The organism is Bacillus sp. JZ39 (genome assembly GCF_053903145.1).
In genome coordinates, this window is the sequence record NZ_CP096389.1 from 3,511,058 (window position 1) to 3,537,124 (window position 26,067).

The window sequence follows — 26,067 nt, forward strand, 5'->3', positions numbered from 1 at the left end:
TTAATACTCAAAAAGTCGTATGGAGGGGCTGATGAAGATAGACTTTTCCATACTTTATTTCCATATATTATATTTTAAAATAGCCAGAAGGCGGCTTAAATAGGGTAAATGGCTTAATTTAGGCATATAATGCTCTTGAAATGTAGGTATTTGATCTTGTTTTTGTTCGTTATACTGCTAATGAAAACGTTTTTTAAAATGAAATCACCTAAAGTCATAGTTATAAAGGCACTTGAAAGAGACAGATGTTGTTGATCTGCCTCTTACGGTGCTGAGCTTATTGTTCATGTTTATGTTCTTCATCTAGTCGGCCATGTCTGATTTTGTCATTTGGCTTCTATTATCCCCCCCTTCTGACCCTTTGGATCAAAAGCTTGTATTAGCTGCAGTCCCAGTTGTACAGAACGTTTGAAAAGTCTTTTTTCCTTAGATCTTCAGGTGTGATGAAAAAATTGGCGATGCCGACGTCTCCCCACATTGAATCGATATCATCGTCTGAATCAATTTGTAAAAGCATGATGGTGTGTTCTTTATATACGTATTCCCGTGGATCATGCTGGGTAAAAGAAGCGTATCCGCCGATTTTATGGCCAAATCCGTTCTCAGCCAGTTCATTATAAATGTCTTCTTCATCCTCGCCGAACTGACCAAAGAACTCCATTGTTTCCATCCCCGTATACTGCTCAAATTGAAAATCTGTAGGCAGCACCCATTCCGAAGATTTCACAGGCTCGACTGCCGCTTCTGATAAAATCGGAAAATCACATTCGCCTGTGCCAATAAATGAAAAATCAGAAACAAGCTCGTCATCGTTTTCTATGATATTTTCAAAATAGATCACTCTGAAATTCTTTTGTTCACATCGATCGTCAAAATTCAATCCATAGACGTCATCATGAAGAGAAATGTAGAACTGCAGGATACCTGAAGAAGGGTAGCCGTCAAGCTGGGGAATTTGCGAGAAATTAATTTGCGCCAGAAGCTTCATCGGCTGTCCATTTTCGTCAGTCGGGTATGTTTCATGCCTGGGAAAATAGGGATCACCGGCAATTTTGCTGTCATATCGTCCTGTTTTCCCTTTTCGGACATTCAATTTCACGTATTCTTTCGCTGATTTCTCCAGCATTTCGCGGTGCGGTCTCATTTTTTCAGGCAAATGATTCATCAGATTCTCTCCTTTTCCGGCATCTCCAATTATTTTTGGAAAGTTTTATTTTCTGGTTTTCTTCTAATGTTTTTCAAACGAATGTTTAAAGAAGCCCTACTTCTGCATAATTTTCCAAACAATAGTTAAATAGTAGCAAATGTATTCAGCACCCCGCAATAGATGAAAAAAAGACTGGTGCGCAACCAGCCTTTCTTTTTCAACTATTGAATTGCACCTGACGGAACAACTGCCTTCCGTCCGACAGAATAATACTCCACTCCTGCAGCCAAAGCCTCATCCAATGTGTAGCAGTTTCTGCCGTCAAATATGAGCGGCGTTTCCATCAAATCCTGATAAGCCGCTAACGGAAATTGTTTAATGTCAGCCCAGTCGGTTAAAATCATGACGGCGTCAGACCCTTTGACAGCTTCCTCGATCGTCTCTTTATATTCAACAGCTTTCGGGAGAACTTGCTTTGCATGACCAACTGCAATGGGATCGTAGGCTCTGATACGGGCGTCGAGCGCAGCGAGACGGTCTGCAATAACAATTGACGGCGCTTCTCTCATATCGTCGGTATTCGGTTTAAATGACAGGCCTAAAAGGGCAATCGTTTTTCCCGTCACCCCGCCGAGCCTGTTCAGCGCTTTATCAACCAGCATCGCCTGCTGATTGTTGTTGACTTTGATAACCGATTTCAGCAGTTCAAAATCATGCTCGACATTGCCGGCAATTTGCACGAGGGCGTTTGTGTCCTTTGGAAAACAAGAGCCGCCGTAGCCTATGCCCGCTTTCAAAAACTGGCTCCCGATCCGCTTATCCTGTCCCATCCCGTACGCGACTGCTTCAATATCGGCGCCGACCTTTTCACATATATTCGAAATTTCGTTTATAAAACTGATCTTAGTGGCCAGAAAAGCATTTGAGGCATATTTGATCATCTCGGCGCTTCTGATATCCGTTTGGTATATCGGGATTTGAAACGGACGGAAAAGCTCCTCCAGCGTATTTGCTGTTTTCTCATCGGCCGTCCCGATCACGATCCTGTCACCATGAAAGGTATCATAGATCGCCGACCCCTCACGCAAAAATTCCGGATTGGATGCGACCGAAATACTGACAGGCTCCGCTAGATGTTCAGTGATCAGTCCATTAATCAAATCGTTTGTCCCAACGGGCACTGTGCTTTTCGTTACCACGACTGTATCTCGTTTGACATGCTTTGCGATGCGTTTGGCCGCATCTGTAATTTGCTCCAGATTGGCGTGCCCGTCGCTTTTCTGCGGTGTGCCGACCGCTATAAAAATGATGTCTGCCTGTGCCAAGCCTTTCTCATAGCTCGTTTCAAAGTTCAGCCGTCCATCAGCTGTATTTTTTCTCATCAGCTCTTCAAGACCTGGTTCAAATATGGGGGAAATGCCCTTTCTCATTTCATCAATCTTGTGAGCGTCAATATCAATGCAGGTTACATGATGTCCAATCTCAGAAAGAGAAACACCTGTCACAAGACCGACATAGCCTGTTCCGATGACTGTTATATTCATTGTTTCCCTCCAACAGTTAAATTGCTGCTTTGCAGCTTCCGTAATATCGTATGAGAACATCCTATCATGAATGCGAATGATCTCCCGCATAGCCTGTCGGGTACAGCCTGTACAGATTTCTGAAATGTGATTCAACCATACAATACACTATTATATCGCTCTCAAAAAGAAAGTGGTGAAATGAGAATCGGCTGTTAAAAAAGACCAAACAATTTTCTTCTTTTGACCGGTTGCGGAGGCTGTCTGAAGATGGTCTGATTCCGCAGGAGAAGCTCTGCATTTTCCGTCAGCATATAAGGAAGTTCCGAGCCGAATTCTTTCTCTAGAACATAAAGAGCCTCTTGAGTGTGAAAATTTCTCGTTTTCACATTATGGGCATCTGAGGCTACGAAATGGATCAAATTGGCTTCAACCAGCCGGAGAGAAAATGCTTTCAGCTGCTTGCCGAAGGTCCCCGCAAGACTTCCTGAAGTAATCTGAGATGCTGCTCCTTTTTCCACAAGATGATACAGCAAAGACGGGTTTTCGCGAATTTCCCTGTTGCGTTCAGGATGGGCGATAACCGGAATATATCCTTTCAGCTGCAAATCATAAAAAAGCTGCTCCGCATATCGGGGAACGTGATCAAACGGAAACTCAATCAAGATGTATTTTGTATCATTCAGCGAAAGCAGCTGCTGTTTGGCAAGGTCTTGTTCCACCTCGCCGTAGATTCTGATTTCCTGTCCCGGAAGCACATGTAAAGGAATGTCTTCTTTGATTAAACGTTTGTTTAACTGATTTGCTGCTTCTCTGACTGCGGCTGGCTCGTTTTTATACACACCGTTGTTATGATGAGGTGTCGCAATGATCGTCCGGATTCCCTGACGAACAGCGGCTCTTGCCATTTCTATGCTGTCGGCCGAATCACCTGCCCCGTCATCCAATGCGGGAAGAATGTGACAGTGAATATCGATCATGTCCTAGCCCCCTTTTTTCGCAAAAATAAATAACGGGCACGATGCACGTTATTTATTTTGCATGAAATTGTCCTTGTTTCCGTAATATCCGTATTCAGAGTGCTTCGAAAGCTTTTTGCCGTTCATAATCGCCCCAAGGAGCTTGCTTTTGCACGTTTCAAGCGCCTCTTTCGCTTTTGCGGCTTGTTCTTTTTCTGTTTTCCCACTTGAAATAACCAGAACAGAACCGTCTGCCACGTTGCCTAAAATCTGTGCATCTGCTACGGCAAGAATAGGCGGCGTATCAAAAATGACCATATCATATGCCGCACACGCTTCGTATGCAAGCTCCTTCATCCACTTCGAGGAGAGAAGCTCGGCCGGGTTTGGCGGGATCGGGCCGCTCGTCAGCACGTCAAGATGTTTTTCATTCGATGCTTGTACAGCCTGCTCCATAGAGCTTTTCTTTAATAAAACAGATGTTAAGCCAACCGTATTTTCAAGAAAAAAGGCCGTATGTACTGTTGGTTTTCGCAAATCAGCATCAATCAGGAGCACTTTTTTTCCCTGTTGGGCGAATACGACAGCCAGATTGGCGGCCGTTGTTGATTTTCCTTCCCCCGGACAAGCCGATGTAATCATGACTGATTTCATTTGCCGGTCCACTGAAGCAAATTCTATATTCGTGCGAATCGTCCGATATTGTTCAGAGTTCAAGGATTTCGGCTCTGTCATTGCAATGACATTTCTCCGCATCCGCGAGTCTCTGCTTTTTTTAAGCGCCAAAATGTCCACTCCCCGTTTTTTTAGATTGGAAACCCTGTAAGGTCTTTGCTGTTTTCTGCTCATTCGCAATGGTGGAAACTGTCCCTAAAACAGGTAAGTCCAGCAAGGATTCGAGCTGCTCTTCCGATTTGATCGTATTATCCAAATGCTCAAGCAGGAAGGCCAGTCCGATGCTTCCCGCCAATCCGGCCGCAAACGCGATGGCAATGTTTAGAAGCGGCTTTGGCGATACAGGGGACGGATGTTCTGAAACCTCGGCTTTTGACAGAATGCTGACATTGTCAACATTCATAATAGATGTGATTTTGTCTTGAAAAACAGATGCTATAGTATTGGCAATATGAGCCGCTGTTTCCGCGTTTTCATCCCTGACTGATATGTTGACCACTTGGGAGTCCTGTTCGCTGGATACAGTAATTTTGTCATTCAGTTCTTGGGATGTCATCGACAGGCCCATTTCTTTAATGACTTCATCTAAGATGGCAGGGCTCTTAATGATGACATTGTACGTATTGATTAACTGAAGATTGGTTTGGACATCGTTAAATTGGACTTCTTTTCGTTCATTTTTCGATTGGTTGACCAGAATCTGAGTTGAATTTTCATAGATGGGTGTAAGTGCGAAGAAACTAATGAGTCCGCCGGCAGCAGTGGCAGCCGCGGTTACAATCATAATCAAAAGTATGCGTTTTGTTAACGTTGATAATATCTCTTTTAAGCTTGTAGATTCTCCCATGATACCTCCAAATCTCTTATAACATCCTTTTCCATCTACGATTATACAACGTTGAAACCGCATTTCTCCAGCTTTTCACGTGACATAATTCGACATTTTTTTACAATGCGTTATGTTAGCACTTTTTATGTAAGCGCTATATTTACTGTGTTGACAGCGCTGTCTCATTTTCTCTTATTCGTGCAGTCACGTCCTCTCGCATAAAAAAATCCCGCTAAAGGCGTGCGGGATTTTTATGTTGCATATCCATTTTTAATATGAGAAATCAAATTTTCAAGCATTTCCTTCGTCGTCATCTCAGATGACTGCTCACCAATTTCATGTGCATGCATCAAAATTTTCAGAAATTCTTCTTGATTCAATTTCTTTTCACTCATCTTTTTATTCCTTTCAGCTTCCATTAAGTTGAAAACACGATTATTATATGATGCTGGTTATCAATTTGCAATCTCTAATACATCATTCGACACATCCCATTTTTTATGTCCTTTTTTAGGAAAAACTTTTTAAGGCCGATGTGTTGCGATATAATAGAGAAATTGGATCTTTTTATTACGTGACTCGGTTAGGAGCGATAATCATGCTTCAGAATATGATTTCCAAAGACGATGTGCTGGCATCTGCTGAACAGTTAAAAGAACTTCTTCCTTACAATGAAGAAAATGTTCAGTTGATCAAAAAAGCCCTTATTTTATATCGGCAGGATTCAGTCTATCGTTTACAAGCAGTGAGTCCGACGGAAGTTACGGCTTACGTGCAGGATGTTGTGCCTGTGCGGGTCACATTGAACTTGTTTGTCATAGTCAAAAGCGGCTGTTCATGTCCGTCCGGAAGAATCTGCCGCCATATGCTGGCTGTGTTTTTATATGTATATGCAATGTTCGAGCGAGTGGGTACTTTTACAGAGTATTGGCTCGAGAGGGAAAAGCTTGAGGAAAGCAAAGAGCTCGTCCGCCGCCAGTTTCAGGAAAAGGTGCTGCCTAATGAAGAATCGCTTTCAAGCTGGCTTGCTTTTTTTGATTCAGAGTTTTCTCTCTGGCAGGCACGTACGCCAGAAGGCAGCAAAAACATGCAGGGCCTTTATTACGGCTACCTGTCCGCATTAAAAAAACATGCGCCGAACAAGCCGGAGCTGAAAAGCCTGTACCAGATTCATTCCGCGATTGCGGTTTGGCTTCGCATGTTCACATTGATTGAAGCGGGCAAGCTGAACCCCGAACAAGATTTTTATTCCCTCAATCCGTACGTTGAACAGCTGATGGATACAATCTACAGCTCTATTGATAAATTAAAAACGTACGCGCTGTCTTTTGCGCTTGATCCGTTTTTGGATAAAACACCGGATGTTATCCGACCTTTGCTGTTGAAAGAAGAAATTTTCCAATATGAACGCATCCGCGTCTTCGGTGAAATTTGGAGTGCGCTACTGTCGCGGCCAAAATGGGTGGCACGCGAACAGGAGATATTGAAAAAAGAAGCTGGACGGCGTTTTTCTCCCGAATTGCAATTCGGGCGCCTGCATTTGGAATTCCTGCAAAAGAATGATGACGTTATTTTTGCGGAAGCGGATCAATTCCCGCCGGAAGCGCTCCCTTATACGTTCCAATGGCTGAGTGAAATGACTGCCAAGAAGGACTGGAAACGGCTTAAAATATGGTACCAGCAAATTGAACCAATTGCGATGGGTTATACGAAGCTGGATAAGCCGTTTAAAGAGATTCGCGATGTGATCAGCGAGCTGTTCCTTCTGTTGAATGCCTATGTGAAGCAAACCAATGATCAAGCGCTGTTTGAGCGCTTTGCCGCGGGCTGTCTGCCGTATACGTTCACAGAATACAGCCATCATTTATATGAAAAAAAACGCTATGCCGAGTGGATTGAAATTCATAACCTTGTCGGCTTTTCCATCAATGAAATGGATAAAATGATGCTCAAGGAAATTGCAGCGAGCGACCCTGAGGCGCTTATACCGGCTTACCATAGAGAAGTGGCTTTTTTCATTGATCAGAAGAACCGTAGCTCGTACAAGGAAGCCGCCCGGTATTTGAAAAAATTGCGCACCCTGTACAAAAAAGCGAAAAAGCAGAAGGTGTGGGAGCGGTATATTCAGCTGCTGAGCTCGCATTACAAGCGCCTGCGTGCGCTTCAAGAAGAACTGCAGAAAGGAAAGTTGATTGATGGCGAGTCTTAAAGAAATTCTCATCCACGTCGAACAAATGGAAGATGGGTCATTTACGCTCTCAGCCTTTGATGAGAATGAGCAGCCTCTTCCCTACAGCCATATGAAAAAGCATTTGTTCCAATGGCATGAATCCTCATTTTACGGAACCTTTCTAGAGGATGTCAGCTTCATCGGGACGACTGCTGTCCTGCTATCTCCATGGATGACTGTAGAGCTTCTCGGCAAAAACTCGTTCAACTCATTCAGCTCCGTGCAGCTTACAGAAGAAACGGAGCCGCTGATCGAGGCGGCATCGACCATCTATGAATTTATCGCGGACGGCGATTTTATGCCTGACTATGACGCATGGACAAACGGTGTTTTTCGCTGGAAAGACCGCGATAATATACTGGAAGGCTTTACTGCGGAATGGTTTTCCGCTGCCGTACAGGATTACATCCAGTACGACGATGACCTGCGGGAGAAATGGGAACATATCAAGGAGAAATCGCCTGCGGTTACGACATTCCGCGGCCATTTTCTTGATGAAGAGGATTTTCTGGAAGGCATTGGCTGGATTGACGATCAATCTCCATTTACTGTCGGCTTGCGCTTAAATGAACCGGACTTTGACGGAGACGAATGGAAGATCGAGATGTTTTTACGCGATAAAAAGAGCGGTGCTGTAGAATTCTTTGACGGACTGAAGAGCCTCAAAAAATCGTGGCAGGCGTACAGCGATAAAATCGCGCGTGAGCAGGACCGCTTTCACAGAACGGTTCCGTGGCTGTCGTTTGATTCTGGGACAACGCTGATCTCGGAGGAAGAAGCCTGGATCTTTCTGTCAGAAGCAAGTGAGACGCTTGTCGATATGGGGGTAGAAATCCTCCTGCCGTCCTGGTGGCAGATTGTCAGAGACAGCAACATGATGCTGAAAGCAAAGGTGTCGTCCTCCCCGCGCGGCGAGTCATTTGTCGGCATGAATGCACTGCTTGATTTCAACTGGCGGTTTGCGACAAATGGAATTGAACTGACTGAGGCTGAATTTAATGAGCTTGTCGCCAGCAACAGGCGCCTTGTTAATATCCGCGGGCAATGGGTTAAAATCGATCCGCAGTTTATCAAACAGATGAAACGCCTGATGGAAAAAGCAGAATCAGAGGGACTCCACATGTCTGATATTCTGGCGCGTGAGCTAATGGATCAGCAGGATGGCGGACTTGAGGATTCGGATCTGATTGATACATCCGCTTTCGCCGGCATTCAGTTTGATCTGTCTAAACAGCTCAGGTCACTGATTCGAAAGCTCACTGCCGCGGAAAACCTGCCGGAGCACGAAGTCAGTCCTTCTTTCAAAGGAACGCTCCGCCCTTATCAGAAATACGGCATGAACTGGCTGCTGTTTCTGCGGGAAAGCGGTTTTGGCGCCTGTCTGGCTGACGATATGGGGCTTGGGAAAACGATTCAAATGATCGCCTATTTCCTTCACGTGAAGGAAATAGGCCGGCAAAAAACGCCTCATTTGATTATTGCGCCGACATCCGTACTTGGCAACTGGCAGCGGGAGCTTCAAACCTTTGCCCCTGATCTGTCTGTCGCGCTCCATTATGGGCCGCGCCGGCCAAAGGGTGATGATTTCGCCGCGCATTATGAAAACGCAGACGTGGTGCTCACTTCATATGGACTGTCACATGCCGATACTGAAGAGCTTTCTTCTGTGACATGGAACACGATCTGCCTTGATGAAGCGCAAAATATTAAAAACGCGCATACGAAGCAATCACGCGCAATCAGGAAGCTGAAGGGGCTCCACCATATCGCGCTGAGCGGCACGCCGATGGAAAACCGACTGACGGAACTGTGGTCTATTTTTGACTTCATGAATAAAGGCTACCTCGGCAGTTTGACCGGCTTCCATAAACGCTATGTGCTGCCGATCGAAAAAGACCGGGACAAAAAGAGAATCGGACAGCTTCAGCAATTAATCCGGCCATTCCTTCTCCGCCGGACGAAACGGGATGAAGAGGTCGCGCTTAATCTTCCTGAGAAGCTGGAAGAAAAAGAATTTATCCCGCTGTCAGCCGAGCAGGCATCCCTTTATGAGCAGCTCGTCAAAGACACTTTTGACCATATGACATCCCTGACCGGCATGCAGCGAAAAGCGCTGATCCTCAGCATGCTTGGACGGCTCAAGCAAATATGCGATCATCCCGCGCTTTATTTAAAGGAAGAGCAAACCGAGCTGCTGGCCGGCAGATCAGTCAAGCTCGAAAAATTGCTGGAACTGATGACAGCGATCCGCGCCCAAAACGAAAGCTGCCTGATTTTCACGCAATACATTCAGATGGGGAACATGATGAAGCGGCTGCTTGAAAAAACGTTCGGGGAACCTGTGCAATTTTTAAACGGGAGTCTCTCCAAGCAAGAGCGGGATACACTCGTTGAGAAATTTCAAAGGAAAGAATATCCGACACTGATTCTTTCACTCAAAGCTGGAGGCACCGGACTTAATTTGACCGCCGCCAATCACGTCATCCATTATGACAGATGGTGGAACCCGGCGGTTGAAAATCAAGCGACTGACCGTGCATACCGCATAGGCCAGGAGCGCTTTGTCCACGTTCATAAAATGATTACGACAGGAACAATCGAAGAAAAAATTGATGTCATGCTTGAATCCAAGCAAACCCTGAACGATCAAATTATCCAAAGTGAAAACTGGATTACCGAGCTTTCCACACAGGAGCTCGAAGAACTGTTTACATTAAGCGCAACAGCGCAATAATCATGACTAAAAAAGCTGGCTCTAAAAGAGCCAGCTTTTTTCCGTTCATAGCCGTCACGCCGAATTTCCAAAAAATCCGTTACGCCGGTTATCAACAGGATGCGCTTTTGTGGCAGCACATATACCTACAGCAAATGTTTCATCATATGTGCGACACCGTGTTCGTCATTGGTTAAGGTGACAGCATCGGCTATCGATTTGATGTCTTCCCGGGCATTGCCCATCGCTACACCTTTTCCCGCAGCCTCCAGCATCGATTTGTCATTTAAACTGTCACCTACAGCCGCGGTTTCCTCGAGCGGAATATTTAGCTGTTCCGCAAGCCTCTTCAGCGCCTGCCCCTTGGAAGCTTTTCGGGAAGAAAGCTCAAAGTTGTGCTCAGCCGAACTGACAAGCGTCAAATCTTCGGCATGCTCATATCTTTTCCAGCCTGCCTCAAGCTTTTCTTTGAAGAAAGAAAAGCCGAGAATATTATAAAAATCGATTGGCTCATCGGCTTCAAACAGCTCTTGAAAGGAGTTAATGTAAGCAAAGCCCGATTGGCTGTATTGCACCTCGGCCGCCTGCTTAAGGACAGAAAGATCCGCTTCCGGATTTGCGCTTCTGAATCTGTCGAGCTCAACATCAAGAAGTTCTCTGCCGTTTTGCGGTGTATAAATCGCTGAACCTGTGAATACCTCATAATAATAGTTTTCCGACTCAAGCCATGAGAGAATGTCATACGCCCGTTTCTTATCAATCGTTTCGTGATGATAAAGCCTGCCGTCGGGATCGTGAATGACGGCGCCGTTTGCACTGATGACCCATGTTTTGATCCCCAGCGGTTCAAAGATTGACATGACGTCAAAATGAGCGCGCCCAGTTGACACCACCACTTCAATGCCGTCCAGCTGCGCCTGCCGCAGTGCGTTTTCATTTTCCAAGCTTACCTGATGCTTGCTGTTGAGTAAGGTTCCATCTAAATCAATCGCAATTAATTTCACGTTTGTCAGTCCTTTCCTTCATCCTGCTCTGTCACGAGAAGCTCAACGCCGTTTCGGTCAAGCAAGTCACAAAATGCCTGATTCGGCAGCCTGTCTGTAATCAAAAGGTCGATTTCATTCAGCTCCGCATACTGATAAAAACTGGTGCTGCCCAGCTTCGAATGATCTGCAAGCGCGATGACCTGCTTTGCCTGCTGTATCATTTTCCGCTTCACCATGCCATCCTCTTCATGCGCAATTGTAATGCCATGTTCGGAAATACCGACCACACCAATCAGCGCTTTATCAACATGGTAGCTTGAGAGCTTTTCAATCACAGAGGACCCGTACAGAAAGCGGTGCTCCTTTTCCAGCTTGCCTCCCAGCAGATAAATTTCAATTCCCTCTTTATCGGACAGCACATCCGCAAGATTAATCGAATTGGTGATTACCGTACAATCAACCGCATTCAAATGCTTTGCACATGCCTGAACAGTTGTAGAGGCGTCTAAAATCACCCGGTCACCATCATGAATAAGCGATGCTGCAAGCCTGCCGATCTTATTTTTTTCCTTAGACACTGTTTTCAGGCGGCCGGAATAGCTTTGAATTTTCTGATGCACAGTCGGCAAAATGGCGCCGCCTCTTGTGCGGATGATGGCATTCTGTTCCTCAAGTTTCACAAGATCTCGTCGCGCTGTATCCCTTGACACTTGCAGGAGCGTACAGATCTGCTCCGTTGTAATTCGGTTATGCTGTTTTAAAAAATCCAAAATCGCTACTAATCTTTCTTCTTGGTACACGCCCTCATTCCTTTTCTCAGCAATCATTTATAAGCAATTATAAGTTTTTATTTAATCTTATTCAATATTAATAAGTGATTTTAAGTAAAAATGCGTCGAGAGAACCAATTTTTCCTAAGTGGACAAAAAGAAAGAACCAGTCTGGTCGACTGGTCAATTTTGAGGGGATGATGCGAAGATCCGGATAATAGTGAATGGATAGATAACGGGAGGAGCAGGGGGTGTCAATCAGCAGCTTTTTCCCGGGGTTTAGGGTCCATAAAACGAACAGTGTCAGCCAACACTTCTGTTACATACACGTTAACGCCTTCCGCGTTTTCATAGCTTCTTGTCTGAATCCGTCCGCTTACGCCGACGAGAGAACCTTTTTGGCAATACAACGCCGTGTTTTCAGCTGTTTTTCTCCAAAGTGTGCAATTGACGTAATCAGCTTCGATTTCACCTGAAGCATTCTTGAAGCTGCGGTTCACCGCGAGCGTAACATGTGCAACTGCCGCACCGGTGGAAATGTAGCGAAGATCAGGATCTTTTGTAAGACGTCCGACAAGCATGACCTGATTGAACATGCGATTCCTCCTCTCCTTGCGGTTGTATGTATTGTAAATGATGCAACAAGAAAAGAAAAACGCTTAAAAATGGCTTTCAGCCTCTGTTTTTATCTTTCGTTTTCATTTTTCCTTCAGCTAAAAACATCTTTTGCTTTTTTCCTTTGAAGAAATATGTACTTTTTAAAAAACGGAAAAAGATTTGCTTTGTCAGCCAGTTTTGCGTATTCATGCGCACATAGGAAGAGCCATCCCACGCAAACCACTGAAAGCTCAATTTTTTTTCCGGCATTGACAGCTTGATTTTATACTGCTCCATGCCATCTTGTGTTTCGTATAAAAAACTTATTCTTCCTTTTTTGTTCAGATGAACCTCAAACACTTCTTTACGGCTTAACATATATGTTACTTCCTTTTGAATCAAATGACTTTCAGAAGGAACGCCGTCAATATAAATTTCTTTTAAACGAAATTGATTCATACCACATCTCTCCGTAATCCATAGTCAGTTACAGTATAATGAAAAAATAGAAATTATTAAATGTTTCACTCATACAAAATTCTTTAGCCCCAACATTGCAGGATTTTTTCCTCGAAAACGTTTATGTTATAATGGAAGGCAAGAAAACTTTGGAAGTAATCGGGGTGAGAAGAAATGAAAACCTTTAAACTGGTTGACCTGAATGTGGAACGAGTGGACAAGGAAGAACAATCAATTGAACAGTTTCCCCTTATTGACGGACTGATTATAAATAAAGAAGACGGTGAAAATCACTGGCTGATTGAGGCGCTTGTACAGAAAGAACATCTGTCTTTTTTTGAACAGCTTCAAAACAGCCAATCTGAAGCCAAAGTATTTGTAACGATCACGAAAAAAAGCAATCGCCCCGCCCAGCTGACAGCAGCAGTGAAAAATATCGTCAAGCTGGAAGAAAGCATTCAGGTTTTACTCTACGGACAAATGGTCACAAGAAAACAGCAGGGCACTGAAACCATTCTCGAGTCCCTTGTAAAAGAGGGCTATACAGGAACAAAACTCATTGAGGCATTTAAACAAAAGTTATAAATATGAGGGGGCATGGTTCCCCAAAACAGACACAGAACCGAAGAGCATCACAATAGACATTTAGAATAGATATGTTCTGCATGAAAAAAAGCTGCCGTTTTGAACGGCAGCTTTTCTTTTCCATATTTAATTTGTATGGCCAAAAGAATCAACCAATTCCCCTTTCACAACAAGGCGCCCTTCAGTTTTGACAGCCTTGTCACATGTGATTAACGTAATCTCTTTTTTGTTTGTCTCCTCAATTACATCTGCTTCCATTTCCGATATGATATCTTTAGATGTTACAGAATAGATATAATCCTTTTTAAAATCCGTGATGACAATTTGGGCACCTGTTTTTATGTTTTCCAGAGGTCCGAACAGAAGATTCTTTTGCTTCAAATGATGGCCCGCCAACGGATAATTTCCCTCACCCATTTTTTGATCCGGGCGCATTGTTGCCGCCCCTATCAAAAGATTTTCATTGGTTGTGCCTTTTACGATCGGAAGCTCCAGATCGACACTTTTAATTGTTATCCGCCCGATAACCGCTTTTTGATCGTGATCAAAGCCGGCCTTTACAGCATCCATCAACTCAGGCGGCTCGATTGAATCAAATTCATATTCCGCTTCTCTCTCATTATTTTTTTTCAGCTGCTCCACAGTTAAGGCCGATTCACTCTGGCTTTTGCTAAGATAAGCTATAATTCCACCTTTGATATAAGGAGAAGAGATCAGCAGCAGTCCGAAAAGGATGAACACCGTAATGATCATTTTCTTGTACATGCAAAAAACCCTTTCTTATGCATCCTTCTAAAAACGCTCCGTGTCACTTTCACTTTTCAAAAAAGCACCTGATCGATTCTTCGATGATCAGGTGCCTTCAACTTTATCCTTTTCTTTGTTTCTTTCTTGAGGCAACAGCTAAGCCTCCGCCTGCCATAAGCAGCAGGATACCGATCATTGCTGTCAGCATGCTGTCTGTATCTCCGGTTTTTGGAAGGGTTTTGTCTGTGTTCGACTGACCATCCGAGCTGCCATCTGTACCATTGGTATTCGGATGATCTCCATCATCTTTTCCATTTCCACCCGGTGCTGGTTTATCAGGATGATCATGTTTATCAGGCGCTGGTGTTTTCACTTTTTGATTAGAAACTACGATCTCAACAGCTTTTGACTGTCCTTTTTCAATTGTGAATTCAATCGGTGTTTCGTCAAGTTTATAACCTTCGGGAGCCTTCGTTTCAATCAATTGGTAGCTTCCCGGCGCAAGGCCTTTTACAGTGAACTGCCCATTTTGATCTGTTTTCCAGAGTTCAGAAAGCTCTTTTCCATACCCGTCAGTTTTTACAGGCTTGCCGCTTTCGTCCAATAACTTGAATTCAGCGCCCTCCAAAACGGTATTTTTATCGTCTTGATCCACTTTTTTCACATTTACGTCACCTGGTGCCAATATGTTTTCCGCGGTGATTTCGACTGTTTTCGTGTCTGTGTTTGTGATCTTGAACGATATAGGCGTTTGGTCCAACTCATAATCTTTAGGCGCTTTTGTTTCAACAAACTGATATTCGCCAGCTTTAAGGCCGTGCACCGTGATTTGTCCTTTGTCATCGGTAACCAAACCGGACTTCAGCACTTTGCCGTTGGCATCTGTCAAATTGAACTCCGCACCTTGCAGAACTTTATGCTGATCATGCTGATCCACTTTGGTGAGGACAACAAGGTTCTTCGTATTAACCGCTGTTGCTTTCACTTGCTCAGGTTTGCCGCCATATTCTGCTTTAATGGTGAATGACACTGGCTTTTCGGATAAAAGATATCCATCTGGCGCCTGTTTTTCGATAAATTGATAGCTTCCCGGCGCTAACCCGTCAACTTCAATTTTGCCGCCTTCTTTTGAGACTAGATCGTCTCTCACTGTTTTCCCATTGCTGTCCGTGATTTTGAATACCGCGCCTGCCAAGCCATTTCCATCTTGATCTTCCTTCATCAGCTGAACCGATCCTTGATAGTTCACGGCGATCCCGGCATCTGCGGCTTCAGGCTTTCCTGCTGCAGATTCTGAGATGGTAAACTCTATTTTCTCCGTGTTCAGCACATAACCGGCTGGCGCTTTCGTTTCAACAAAGGCGTAACGTCCCGGCGCAAGGCCCGAAGCCTTTACTTTTCCATCTTTATCGGAAGTCAGCTCTTCTTGAACCGTATTTCCTTCCTCGTCGACAATGTTGAAAACTGCACCTTCAAGCTTCTTGCCTTCAGCATTTTCCTTCGTCAACTCAACGGAGCCTTTATGGTTAGTAGCGATCCCGGCATCTGTAGCTTCAGGCTTTCCTTCAGAGGAATCAGAGATCTCAAACTCAATTTTCTCTGTGTTCAGCACATAACCGGCTGGCGCTTTCGTTTCAACAAAAGCGTATTGTCCCGGTGCAAGGCCTGAAGCTGCGACTTTCCCATTTTTATCTGAGGTCAGTCCTTCTTGAACCGTATTACCTTCCTTGTCGATAATCTTAAAGACGGCTCCTTCAAGCTTCTGGCCATCGGCATCTTCCTTCGTCAGCTCAACAGAGCCTTTATCGTTAACGGCGATTCCGGCATCTGCGGCTTCAGGCTTTCCTGCTGCAGATTCTGAGATGGTAAATTCTTTTTTCTTTGTATTCAGCACATAGCCGGCTGGCGCTTTTATTTCCACAAAGGCGTAGCGTCCCGGCGCAAGACCCGAAGCCTCGATTTTACCGTCTTTATCTGAAGTCAGCTTCTCTTGAACGACCTTTCCATCTTGATCGACAATGTTGAATACTGCGCCTTCAAGTTTCTGGCCTTCAGCATTTTCCTTCGTCAGTGAGACTTTTCCTTGATAGTTGGTCATTTTCCCTAAATTAACGTCGGACACTTGATTCTTTTCATTCTTTGCGACTGAGAAGTGAATCGCTTTTGTATTTACGATAAAGCCTTCAGGAGCTTGTGTTTCTGTCAAGCGATAGTAGCCCGCCGGCAAACCGTTCATTTCTACTTTTCCGTTTTTATCAGATTTTATATCTGTTCGTATGAGAGTATAGGTGCCGTCATTTGACTTTTTCTCCAGCTTGAAAACAGCACCTGCCAAAGGATTGTTTTGTTCGTCTTGTTTGATAAGCGTCACCTTGTTCTGTTGATTTATGACTTTGTGCAGCGCTCCTGTCTTGGAGGAGTTGCTGTCTATCTTAACAGAGACTCCTTTTGCATAAGCATCACTGATGGTATATCCGTCAGGCGCTTTGACTTCTTTTAATACATAGGAACCGTAGCGAATATTTCCGAATGTAAGCTTCCCGCCGGCATCCGTCGTACCAGTGCGGAGGAGCTGTTTGGAGTCCTCAGACCATAACTGGAATTCTGCTCCTTCAAGAGCTTTATCGTCCTCTCCAGTCTTAAAAATCGTCAGGCTTCCTTTTTCTCCGGATCCGGAACCGTCGCCGCTTGAAATGGCAACAAAGATCGAGCTGCTGTTTTCTTGAGTCTGCTCCTTCACATTTGTTCCTGAAATGGACACCTTATTTTTAACATGGCCGCTCGTGCCGGCTATGTTAATCAGTGACCGGTATTTGATCACATAGGCGCGGTCAATTTGTTTATAGCTGCCTATGAATTTCAGGACAAACGATTGTTCACCTGTTGTATTGTCCGTTTTGATGTCTAACGTGTAATCTTTGTCTTTTTGAAGCTCGACATCTCCCGCAGTCAGATTTCCGCTGCTGTCTTTGACCACTCCGTTTTCATCATATTTTGCTTGATACACTTTAAAAGAATCCGCATCTAATATTTGATTTTCATCCGGCGTATCAGTAACTTTTACATCATCCAGCGTTGATTGGCTGGAGTTGACATTGATGTTCCAATCGATATAGCTTCCATTTTGTTTACCGCCTTTGAAAACCAGACTTCCTCCGTTCGTAACTGAAACAGAGCCCGTCAGTGTGCGGTCTGCATAACCGTCATTATAGTAGGTTGCCTTGTTTGTGTACTGATTCTGATCAATGACCTGTCCTTTGAGTGATGTCTTAAACTCAATCAGATATGGTACAGAATCGCCTGTTTTAAGGTGTACCGTCAGCGTGCGTTCATTTTTTGCAGAAGGCTCTTCGACATCATACTTGGAAGGATCAAGTGCGTCTCCTTCTGTGATCGAGCCGTTTTTATTGATCGTATAACTCTTAACGACAACGGAACCCGGCACAAATTGCTGAGGATCTGTTATGGCATCTTTGATATAAGGGTTTTTCGTCGGCTCGCCGTTATAGTTGACGCCGATTTTCCACGTGATTTCCTTTGAAACCGCGTTATATGATCCGTTTTTGAAACCATTATTTGAAGTCTGATGATTCGGCGTAAAACCGCTTGATACCTTATTCGTGCGCTCATTGCCGTTTTGATCAGTCCATGTCGACTGAGCTGTATTCTTAACGCTTTCGTTAGAATAATCGGCATTGAACGTTGTCGTATAAGTGATCTTAAATTGACTGTCTGTTTTTGCATAATCCCCGATCAATGCCAAAGTAAAGCCTTTATGATCCGGTTTTTTTATTAACGTGTAGTCTTTGTCTTTCTGCAATGTTTTGTTGTTCGTTGTGTCTTGAAGCTTGAACGATTCATCAATCAGTACCAATCCGCCGCTTTCGAATTGATCATCCAAAGTCCAATTGTTCATCAAGTATTTATTTTTATTAACTGTAATCGTCCAATCAGCCGTCTTCTTCTCATAATCTACGTTTGAATATCCTTTGATGAGGTTTTGCTGAATGGCTATTCCGGAAGCCTCTTTTGAATCCCCTGTTCCGGTCACAACGCTGTTGGTGTATGTTGTCGATTTATCAATGATCACTCCGCTGTTGACCTTTGTTTGATATGTGATTTTGTACGCGCTGGTAATGGTTTTATTAAATTTGACTTCAAATCCGCTTCCATTATCGATCAGCGTATAGTCCTCGCCTTCCTTTAAAGGCGTTCCCGCTTGCTCGCTGCCGTTCTGTCCAAAGGTAATAGGAATAACCTTCAAAGAATCTTTCACAAGATGCAAATCGCCAGTTCCAAAAGCATCTTTAATGCTGGCCTTGGATTGGTCGATCTGTTTCTCACCGTAATTGTATGAAAGAGCCCAGCTGAATGTTTGAGATTCTCCATCATAGCCGGTCGATGATTTCGCGATCATTTTTCCATATTTGGCTGCAACAGTGGCTTCGGCAGAAATGGGTTCCAGGTTGTCTCCGCTGAATGCCGCCTTGTTCGTCAGCGTTACATTTCCGCCTTCACTCGGCTTCGCACTATTGTCAATGTCGGTTTCGTATACAAGGCGGTATGCTGAATCAATTGTCCCGTCAAATGTGACATTTCCTTTTGAATCAACACTGTAGCCGGAAGAAACTTCATTTCCTCTGCTGACAGAACCATCAATGTTCACATTGAGTTCATACACTTTAACTGAACGGTAGATTACGCCATCTGGAAGGCTTTCCGTGAGTTTGGCATTTTTGACTTGATCCAACTTTTTATTGACATCGACCGTCCATGTTACTTTACCAGGGTTGATGCCTTTATCCAGCACACCTGATTTATCAATGGTTTTACTCACATTGGGTTTAAAATAAACTATTGTTTCAGGAGTATCGGCATTCACAGGAAATGGAATCTTTTGTGTTGTCGAACCCGTTATTTTTTTCTCGTTGAACTGCGTATTGATAACCAATGTGCCTTTGACATTAGAACTGTCTTTTACCTCGCCGTTAAATATCATTACCACATGTCCGTTCGTATCAATAGAAAATGTCCCGTATGTGGTGTCTCCGGCGCTTAAAGGCAGGTTCACAATGTCATTATGCATAATAAATTCTTTAGGCAAATCAAATTCATATTTATCGCCGGCATTGATTGTTTTTCCTAAATTGTCGGGAATGGCCCAATCAATTGAAATTTTCACCGGAGAATTCGTATTGGCGCGATTGCCCTTGTCATATGGCTTTCCGTTTTCGTCCGTCAACGTCACGCCAGTTAAAATATTTTGCGTGATTTGTTTTTCTTCAGTTTGCAAGCTTTTGAAAGCTGATTGACTTACTTTTTTTGAATCATCACTCTTAGAGGCTTCGCCGCTCTTAGCGTCATCTGACGGCTGCTGTTCTTCCTCTTTTTGATCCTTGCTGACTGAAGGTGCAGGTTTGTCATCTTTCCCTTCCTGATCACCCGCAGTATCAGAAGAGTCGTTTTTTGGCTCTTCCGCCTCGGCATCTGGTGTCTCCTCTTTCTTAACAGGAATGATCACCTGCTGGGTTTTGCCTCCCCCTAGCTGAAAAAGGGCTGCTGCTGTATGTTCATCGCCTTTTACATCTGCAGTAAACTTAGCTGGCAGTGTAATGGTCCCCTTGGCATCAGGAGAATCCGCGGATGCAGTTGTTAATTTTACTGTCATGGTGCTGCCGCCCGCCGGCACTTGATAGCTGCCGATGACCTGATCAGCAGATTTGATCTCACCTTCTGCACCTTTATCAAATGTAAAGCTTTTAGGTATCTCCACATTGATATCCTGTTCGCTATCTGCTTTTTTGTCTTTTTTCAATGACCATTCATATGTCAGTTTCACTTCGTCCCCCGGTGTTAGTGCCGGTTTGTTTCCTTTTGATCCGTCAACAATCTGGCCCTTGGCGTCCTTAACTGTTACCGAATCGAAGAATTGGCTGTCACTTGACGTTACGTCCACAGCCTGTGCTGTAAGAGTATAGCTGGCGATCTGGCTGAAGAAGAAAAAGATGGCAAGGCTTATGATCATAACGATCCGCCCGCTTTTTTTCAGCCCTAAGGGAAAACTCCTCGTTCTCAACTTTTCATTCCTCCCTTTCTTATCTATCTTTCACTTGCCGATTGATCCGCGAGACCATAACATCATGTCTCATCCCCCAAAAAGAACTGCTAATGCCGAATGAGTTTCAAAACTTAGATTTGCCATCCGAACCAAACTACATTGTATGAAATGGAACTATACAATTTCTGTACAACTCAGAAATCATGTATGATTGAAGTGAATTGGAGAGAGTTGAAGTTTCACCCAGGAGACATATGGCGAGGGCCTTCCCTTTAAGTGCACAAAAAAACCAGTGTGCATCGAAAGGCAATCGACACATACTGGTTTGGAGTTCTTTAATTAATTTGATCCTTCATTTGTTTGTAACGCTGATATTCTTTTATCGCCTCTTCTACCTTCCCGTTTTTGTTGAATAGCTGCAGCTTGTATTGCATAATTTTATGATCGCATGGCTCAATTTTCTCGGCTTGCAGGCAAATGTCCATCGCTTGATGATCGTTCATTTCATGAATATGATAATCGATCAGTTCATAAGCCTTTCCAAGCCAAAGCTGGGAAAGACGCGTCTTTTCCGGTTCTGCCCAAAGATAACCGTGCTCCATTAGGTAATGATTTTGATAGGACATGAAAATATCCATGTGCAGATGTAATGTAGCCGTATTGAGCGGTGGCGCCCCTTTTAGTGATTTTTCCCATTCGACAACATCGATTTTTGCGCCTGAAAGCCGAAGAATATACCCAGTATCAGTCTTCTCGATAGTTTGGCTGAAAGGGATCTGGCTGAATAATTTTCGTATTTGGTAAATGGTGGAGTAAAGTTGGGTGCTTGCTTTTGAAACATCGTAATGAGGCCAAAAAAGATCGATTAGCATGTCTTTACTGACCACATGGCCTTGATTGTGAAGCAAAAATAAGTATATTTCACGTGCTTTCGACGTTCTCCACTTGACTGGAATGCTTGTTTTGACATCCTTTAAGGTTTGATGAAACTGCAAGCTCCCAAAACATTGGATGGAAAAATGCGCCTCGGTATTTTCTGCATTTTGTCTGAGCATATTATTCGTTTTGATTCGTTCAACAGTTGTCTCAAGCCGCTTGTATATGACAGGCTTCAGCAAATAATCAATGGCATTTAGCTCAAACGCTTTGATAGCAAACTCATTATAAGCCGTGATGAAAACGACTTGGATGTTTTCATTCATCGATTGAATCGCCTCAGCAAGCTCAATGCCGTTTACCCCCGGCATTTCAATATCAAGAAACACCGCATCTACAGCAGGAGTCTCAGGATGCTCTAAGGCTTCAACTGGATCTTGATACGCCATAATAGATTGAAAGGCGTTTGTTCGTTCAAGCATTTTCTTAAAATGAAGCAATGCCAAGTGCTCATCATCAACAATTAACGCTTTCACAAAACATCCCACCCTATATGTAAAATCGAGATATCAGTAAATAACTTCTATTATATCATGACAAATAACCCCTTTATCTGGATTCTTTTTCTTTCTATTGTAGTTTTTGAAATTTTGCACTTACAATATTTATAAAAAGGTAGGAATTTAGAATGAGCCTGCTTGAATAAAGGAGCTATAATATGAAAGAAAAATTCATCTTTACTTCAATTATTTTCGGTTACGCTGCATTTTTTATGGTTTTCATTGCCATTGACCATTTTTCCGGAACAACGCTTCCTGCGGCAAGGCAGGGGGTCATGAACCTGGAGAAGTGGGATTTTCAAAAGGATGGGAATGTACAGCTGAACGGAGAATGGACATTGTATCCAAATCAGATTCTGTCACCAAAAGAGATCGCCTCAGCAAAAGGAAAAGATCCTCTCTTCGTTGATGTCCCCAGCAATGTGAAGCTAGCCAAGCAGGGTATCAATGTGGATTACGGAACGTATAAGCTGACCATCAGATCAAAGCAAGACAATCAGGTTTTTGGGATCAGCACGTCGTTTATATACAGTGCCAATCGCATCTATTTTAATGGACAATTCATTGGCCAAAGCGGCAACCCTTCAAATAAACCTGATTTTGCGGCACAAAACCGCCCATATACGAGCTTTTTTACGCTTCACAAGGGTGACAATGAACTTGTCGTACAATTTTCGAACTTCGGAAAAACGCCGGGATGGGGAATCGCAAAGCCAATTACTTTTGGCACCCAGGAGCAAATAGTTCGGGAAAATAAAATTTCCTTTCTTAATGATACAATCATGATTACAGCTTTTTTCATTACCGGATTATATTTTCTGGGCTTTTTCCTGCAAAGAAAAAAAGATAAACATTTATTGTTTTTTTCTGTTATGTGTCTTCTGTTTTCGTTCATTATTCTGATGATCGGAAAAGAGCGGATTATATTTCTCCTCTTTCCGTCAATTTCATTTTCACTGCTAAATTCATTGAGGGCAATCTCTACAGTGCTCGTCAGCATTGCGGTATTTCTCTATCTCTTTTTTGCTTACAGAGAGATTGTTTCAAAGCGTTTTATTCGCATTGCCACTGTTTCTTCCGGGCTGGTCTTAGTCACAGATTTTTTAACCGTGGGTTTTATCGGCCATACCTCGTACATCTTACATTCTGTGCTAGCCGTCTCGACTCTGGTTTATATTACATATATTTTTACGATTGCTGCGATCCGCAAAATGGAAGGAAGTCTGTATCTTACTATTGCATCTATATCAATGAGTGCTTTTGTCATTTTAACCACCATTTCAGCTTACAGCGGCAAAACGGCTTTTTCCTTTAATTCGATTTATTCACTGCCAACAGTTATCGCTTTACTGGCGATCGTTCTGCTGATGGCGCAGCAATTTGCCGGAGCATTCCGTGAAAATGAAGTGCTGTCGTGGAAATTGCTCAGAATTGACCGGCTAAAGGATGAATTTATTGCCAAAACATCACATGAATTCAAAACACCGCTGAACAGCATCATTAATATATGCCAGACCCTGCTGGCCGGCAAAGGAAAAAGAACGATAGAAGAAGAGAAAGAAAATATGCAGCTCGTCATCCGCATGGGCTACAGGCTGTCCAATCTGGTAAATGACATTCTAGATTTAGAAAAAATAAAGCAGGGCATGCTTCAAATCCACCCGGTTCCTGTTGATATTTATACTTTAGTTTGTTCGGAAATGAATTTCTACAATCTTTTATCGAGACATAAAAACTTGAATATGATGAACCATATCCCTGACGATCTTCCTTTAGTGCTCGCAGATGAAAACCGCTTCCGCCAAATATTAACCAATTTAGTAGACAATGCAATCAAATATACAAAAGAGGGCCAAATCACACTTTCTGCTTCAAGACTGAACGACAACATGATCAAAGTGACAGTAGCGGATACAGGAAGCGGCATTTCAGAAGCCGATCGCCAAACCATCTTTGAGTCTTTTCAGCAAGCCGAAAAGAATAAAGACGATGGTGCCGGTCTTGGCCTCAGCATTGTCAAACAGCTGGTTCAGCTCCATAACGGAGACATTTGGGTCGAATCGGAAGAAGGAAAAGGTTCGACATTCCATTTCACCTTGCCGATCGCCCAAAATGAACCTGTATCTGAAACAAAAAAACGCCTTCCTGAATTACAATCCGAGAGAGATCTATCAGATATCTCATTTAGCACGCCTTATTACTCTGAGCATATTGACGCTCCAACCATCCTGATTGTCGATGATAACATTGACAGTTTAAAAATACTGAGCGATATGCTTGAAGGTGTGCCCTACAATGTGATTGCTGTGAAGAACGGAAAGGAAGCATTAGAAATCATCTCTTGCACGAAGCTTGATTTGGTTATTTTGGACTTGATGATGCCGGATATGACTGGTTTCGAAGTCTGTATGAAAATTCGCGAACGATTCAGCATGGTTGATCTTCCGGTTCTGATCATTACAGCTGCCATTATCGGCCATGACAAATACAAGGCTTTTCATGCCGGAGCGAATGACATTTTGCAAAAACCTTATCATTACTCTGAATTTATGGCGCGTATTCAAAACCTGATCATGATGAAACATACAGCAAATCAAGCCACTAGAATGGAAATGGCATTTCTCCAATCGCAAATCAAGCCTCATTTTCTTTATAATGTATTAAACACGATTATTTCTCTCACTCATTTGGATATTGAAAAGGCCCGAGAGGTAACAGAGGAATTTACTAACTATTTAAGAATGAGTTTTGACTTTCAAAATACATCAGCCATCAGTTCCTTCAGACATGAGCTTTCGATTATCAATTCCTATCTTTCTATAGAAAAAACGCGATTCGGTAATCGGCTTGAGGTTCTTTTCGATATAGATGAAGACATTGACTTTATCCTTCCGCCTTTAATGATTCAGCCCTTGGTGGAAAATGCCGTTCTTCATGGTGTCAGCAAGAAAAGAGGCGGAGGATGGATCAAACTGACAGCTAAAAAACAAAGCAAAAATGAGTATCACATCAAAGTAGAGGATAACGGTCCCGGGATAACTCCGGAAAAACAAATAGATCTCTTATCAACGGATTTTGATCGCAGCGTCGGATTGAAAAATATCAATCAGCGGCTGAAACATTTTTGCGGAAGCGAGTTGATGATCAGCAGCACTCCGGATGCAGGCACCTCTGTCTCAATGCTCATTCATCTCGCTGAAACAACAGGAAGCCCTAAAGAACTGAAGGACACAGAACGAACCTAAACGAAAATTGAGATAAAAAAAGACGCCGTTTCTAACGGCATCTTTTTTATTCCGGCGACTTTGCTTGCTGCTTCAGCAGGTCTCTGATTTCTTTCAGCAGCTCCTCCTGCGCATCCACCGCTTCCTCCGCAGCCTCTTCTTCTGCTGCTTCTTTTTTGCGCCTTAACCCATTCAAAGTCCGAATGACGATAAAAATGGAGAACGATATAATTAAGAAGTTCACAATCGTCTGTATAAAGCTGCCATACCTCACTACAGCATCGCCAAACGTAAACGACAGGCCTGAAAAGTCAAGCCCTCCCAGCAGCAAACCGACCAAAGGCATAATGATATCATTTACTAGAGATGTGACGATCTTTCCGAAAGCGCCGCCTATCACAACACCAATCGCAAGGTCTACGATATTACCCCGCATGGCAAAGGCTTTAAATTCATTCCACATACAATCACCTGCTTTTCTATATTTGTAAAGAAAAAAAGACAAATGTGCCGCTGGCCATTTGCCTTTTTTCAATTATTCTCCGAGGGCAAAAGTCAGTTCTACTTCGCAAACGACTTCGCCATCAACTGTGGCAACGCCTTTTCCGCGCCCGATTGTGCCGCGGGCACGAATGATTTCAACCTCAAGGTGAAGCTGGTCACCAGGCTTGACTTGTTTTTTAAAGCGGCAGTTATCAATGCCTGCAAAAAAAGCCAGTCTGCCGCGGTTTTCTTCTTTAATCAACATCGCAACAGCTCCGACTTGAGCGAGTGCTTCTACGATTAATACGCCGGGCATAACTGGGTACTGAGGAAAATGTCCGTTAAAGAACTCTTCATTAGCGGTTACATTTTTATAGCCTTTTGCCCGTTTGCCCTCTTCAACTTCCGTAATCCGATCCACAAGCAAAAACGGATAACGGTGAGGAATAATTTCTTTAATTTGCTGAGTATCAAGCATTGTCTTGACATCTCCTTCATCTGCATTAGTATGTATAGCAATCATCAAAGATCCAATCTGTACATTTGAAAAGTATATTATGAATTAATCTCTTTTTCAACCGCGCTAAAATGTAACCAACTGTCAATGAGAGCCGTCAAAAGTTATGATATGATAATTATAGATTTT

20 protein-coding genes and 1 pseudogene are annotated in these 26,067 nt (G+C 43.4%); 5 read left to right on the top strand and 16 right to left on the bottom strand.

Annotated features, from left to right (window positions below):
- Positions 1-204 precede the first annotated feature (204 nt).
- From M1D65_RS17975 to M1D65_RS18005, 7 genes are all read right to left on the bottom strand, one after another.
- Positions 205-303, bottom strand: coding sequence for a hypothetical protein (locus tag M1D65_RS17975; RefSeq protein ID WP_456270669.1), 99 nt, complete (start codon positions 301-303; stop codon positions 205-207).
- Positions 304-379: 76 nt separating this feature from the next.
- Complete coding sequence (locus M1D65_RS17980; RefSeq protein ID WP_124072658.1) at positions 380-1,165, bottom strand: YwqG family protein; 786 nt, start codon at positions 1,163-1,165, stop codon at positions 380-382.
- Between the two features lie 203 nt (positions 1,166-1,368).
- Positions 1,369-2,691 carry a UDP-glucose 6-dehydrogenase UglF gene (gene uglF, locus M1D65_RS17985; protein ID WP_124072657.1) on the bottom strand — a complete coding sequence of 441 codons (1,323 nt, stop codon included), beginning with the start codon at positions 2,689-2,691 and terminating at the stop codon, positions 1,369-1,371.
- 194 nt (positions 2,692-2,885) lie between these two features.
- Positions 2,886-3,650 carry a tyrosine-protein phosphatase gene (locus tag M1D65_RS17990; protein ID WP_014478195.1) on the bottom strand — a complete coding sequence of 255 codons (765 nt, stop codon included), beginning with the start codon at positions 3,648-3,650 and terminating at the stop codon, positions 2,886-2,888.
- A 48-nt stretch (positions 3,651-3,698) separates the two neighbouring features.
- Positions 3,699-4,415, bottom strand: a complete 717-nt coding sequence (gene ptkA / locus M1D65_RS17995) for a tyrosine-protein kinase PtkA (RefSeq protein ID WP_038829857.1) — start codon at positions 4,413-4,415, stop codon at positions 3,699-3,701.
- Positions 4,405-5,151 (bottom strand): protein-tyrosine kinase activator TkmA, encoded by a 747-nt coding sequence (gene tkmA / locus M1D65_RS18000; protein ID WP_128740786.1) that lies wholly within the window; start codon positions 5,149-5,151, stop codon positions 4,405-4,407. Before tkmA ends, ptkA begins: the two co-directional genes overlap by 11 nt.
- A gap of 233 nt (positions 5,152-5,384) precedes the next feature.
- A complete protein-coding gene (locus tag M1D65_RS18005; protein WP_003242876.1) occupies positions 5,385-5,528 on the bottom strand; it encodes a hypothetical protein in 144 nt (47 codons plus the stop codon).
- Between the two features lie 203 nt (positions 5,529-5,731).
- Between M1D65_RS18005 and M1D65_RS18010 the strand changes: the two genes are divergently transcribed.
- Together M1D65_RS18010 and M1D65_RS18015 are read left to right on the top strand one after the other, a co-directional pair.
- Positions 5,732-7,342, top strand: coding sequence for an SWIM zinc finger family protein (locus tag M1D65_RS18010; protein ID WP_446014596.1), 1,611 nt, complete (start codon positions 5,732-5,734; stop codon positions 7,340-7,342).
- Positions 7,329-10,097, top strand: coding sequence for a DEAD/DEAH box helicase (locus M1D65_RS18015; RefSeq protein ID WP_456270670.1), 2,769 nt, complete (start codon positions 7,329-7,331; stop codon positions 10,095-10,097). Before M1D65_RS18010 ends, M1D65_RS18015 begins: the two co-directional genes overlap by 14 nt.
- Positions 10,098-10,222: 125 nt before the next feature.
- Here the strand turns inward: M1D65_RS18015 and ywpJ are convergent, their stop codons facing one another.
- From ywpJ to ywpG, 4 genes are all read right to left on the bottom strand, one after another.
- The gene (ywpJ, locus tag M1D65_RS18020) at positions 10,223-11,080 is read right to left on the bottom strand and encodes a phosphatase YwpJ (RefSeq protein WP_038829853.1); all 858 of its coding nucleotides are present in this window, start codon (positions 11,078-11,080) and stop codon (positions 10,223-10,225) included.
- A 5-nt stretch (positions 11,081-11,085) separates the two neighbouring features.
- Positions 11,086-11,862, bottom strand: coding sequence for a transcriptional regulator GlcR (glcR, locus tag M1D65_RS18025; RefSeq protein WP_021480781.1), 777 nt, complete (start codon positions 11,860-11,862; stop codon positions 11,086-11,088).
- A 224-nt stretch (positions 11,863-12,086) separates the two neighbouring features.
- Positions 12,087-12,428 carry a single-stranded DNA-binding protein SsbB gene (gene ssbB, locus M1D65_RS18030; protein ID WP_064671493.1) on the bottom strand — a complete coding sequence of 114 codons (342 nt, stop codon included), beginning with the start codon at positions 12,426-12,428 and terminating at the stop codon, positions 12,087-12,089.
- Positions 12,429-12,504: 76 nt separating this feature from the next.
- Positions 12,505-12,888, bottom strand: a complete 384-nt coding sequence (gene ywpG / locus M1D65_RS18035) for a DynA interaction protein YwpG (protein WP_003227796.1) — start codon at positions 12,886-12,888, stop codon at positions 12,505-12,507.
- Between the two features lie 174 nt (positions 12,889-13,062).
- Between ywpG and M1D65_RS18040 the strand changes: the two genes are divergently transcribed.
- Positions 13,063-13,473: a YwpF-like family protein gene (locus M1D65_RS18040; protein WP_003227794.1), complete on the top strand. Its 411-nt coding sequence runs from the start codon at positions 13,063-13,065 to the stop codon at positions 13,471-13,473.
- A 126-nt stretch (positions 13,474-13,599) separates the two neighbouring features.
- Here the strand turns inward: M1D65_RS18040 and M1D65_RS18045 are convergent, their stop codons facing one another.
- From M1D65_RS18045 to M1D65_RS18055, 3 genes are all read right to left on the bottom strand, one after another.
- Positions 13,600-14,238, bottom strand: a complete 639-nt coding sequence (locus M1D65_RS18045) for a class A sortase (protein ID WP_064671492.1) — start codon at positions 14,236-14,238, stop codon at positions 13,600-13,602.
- A 103-nt stretch (positions 14,239-14,341) separates the two neighbouring features.
- Positions 14,342-20,296: a SpaA isopeptide-forming pilin-related protein gene (locus M1D65_RS18050; RefSeq protein ID WP_456270671.1), complete on the bottom strand. Its 5,955-nt coding sequence runs from the start codon at positions 20,294-20,296 to the stop codon at positions 14,342-14,344.
- Between the two features lie 317 nt (positions 20,297-20,613).
- Positions 20,614-21,690: a response regulator gene (locus M1D65_RS18055; RefSeq protein ID WP_015384861.1), complete on the bottom strand. Its 1,077-nt coding sequence runs from the start codon at positions 21,688-21,690 to the stop codon at positions 20,614-20,616.
- A gap of 806 nt (positions 21,691-22,496) precedes the next feature.
- On the opposite strand from M1D65_RS18055, the pseudogene M1D65_RS18060 reads away from it, so the two are divergent.
- Together M1D65_RS18060 and M1D65_RS18065 are read left to right on the top strand one after the other, a co-directional pair.
- Positions 22,497-23,762, top strand: a pseudogene (locus tag M1D65_RS18060) (sensor histidine kinase); the annotation flags it as partial.
- A 225-nt stretch (positions 23,763-23,987) separates the two neighbouring features.
- The gene (locus tag M1D65_RS18065; RefSeq protein WP_250625404.1) at positions 23,988-24,959 is read left to right on the top strand and encodes a histidine kinase; all 972 of its coding nucleotides are present in this window, start codon (positions 23,988-23,990) and stop codon (positions 24,957-24,959) included.
- A gap of 46 nt (positions 24,960-25,005) precedes the next feature.
- Here M1D65_RS18065 and mscL read toward each other — a convergent pair whose 3' ends face one another.
- Positions 25,006-25,401 carry a large conductance mechanosensitive channel protein MscL gene (gene mscL, locus M1D65_RS18070; protein WP_456270672.1) on the bottom strand — a complete coding sequence of 132 codons (396 nt, stop codon included), beginning with the start codon at positions 25,399-25,401 and terminating at the stop codon, positions 25,006-25,008.
- Between the two features lie 72 nt (positions 25,402-25,473).
- Positions 25,474-25,899 (bottom strand): 3-hydroxyacyl-ACP dehydratase FabZ, encoded by a 426-nt coding sequence (gene fabZ / locus M1D65_RS18075; protein WP_003221796.1) that lies wholly within the window; start codon positions 25,897-25,899, stop codon positions 25,474-25,476.
- Positions 25,900-26,067: the final 168 nt, after the last annotated feature.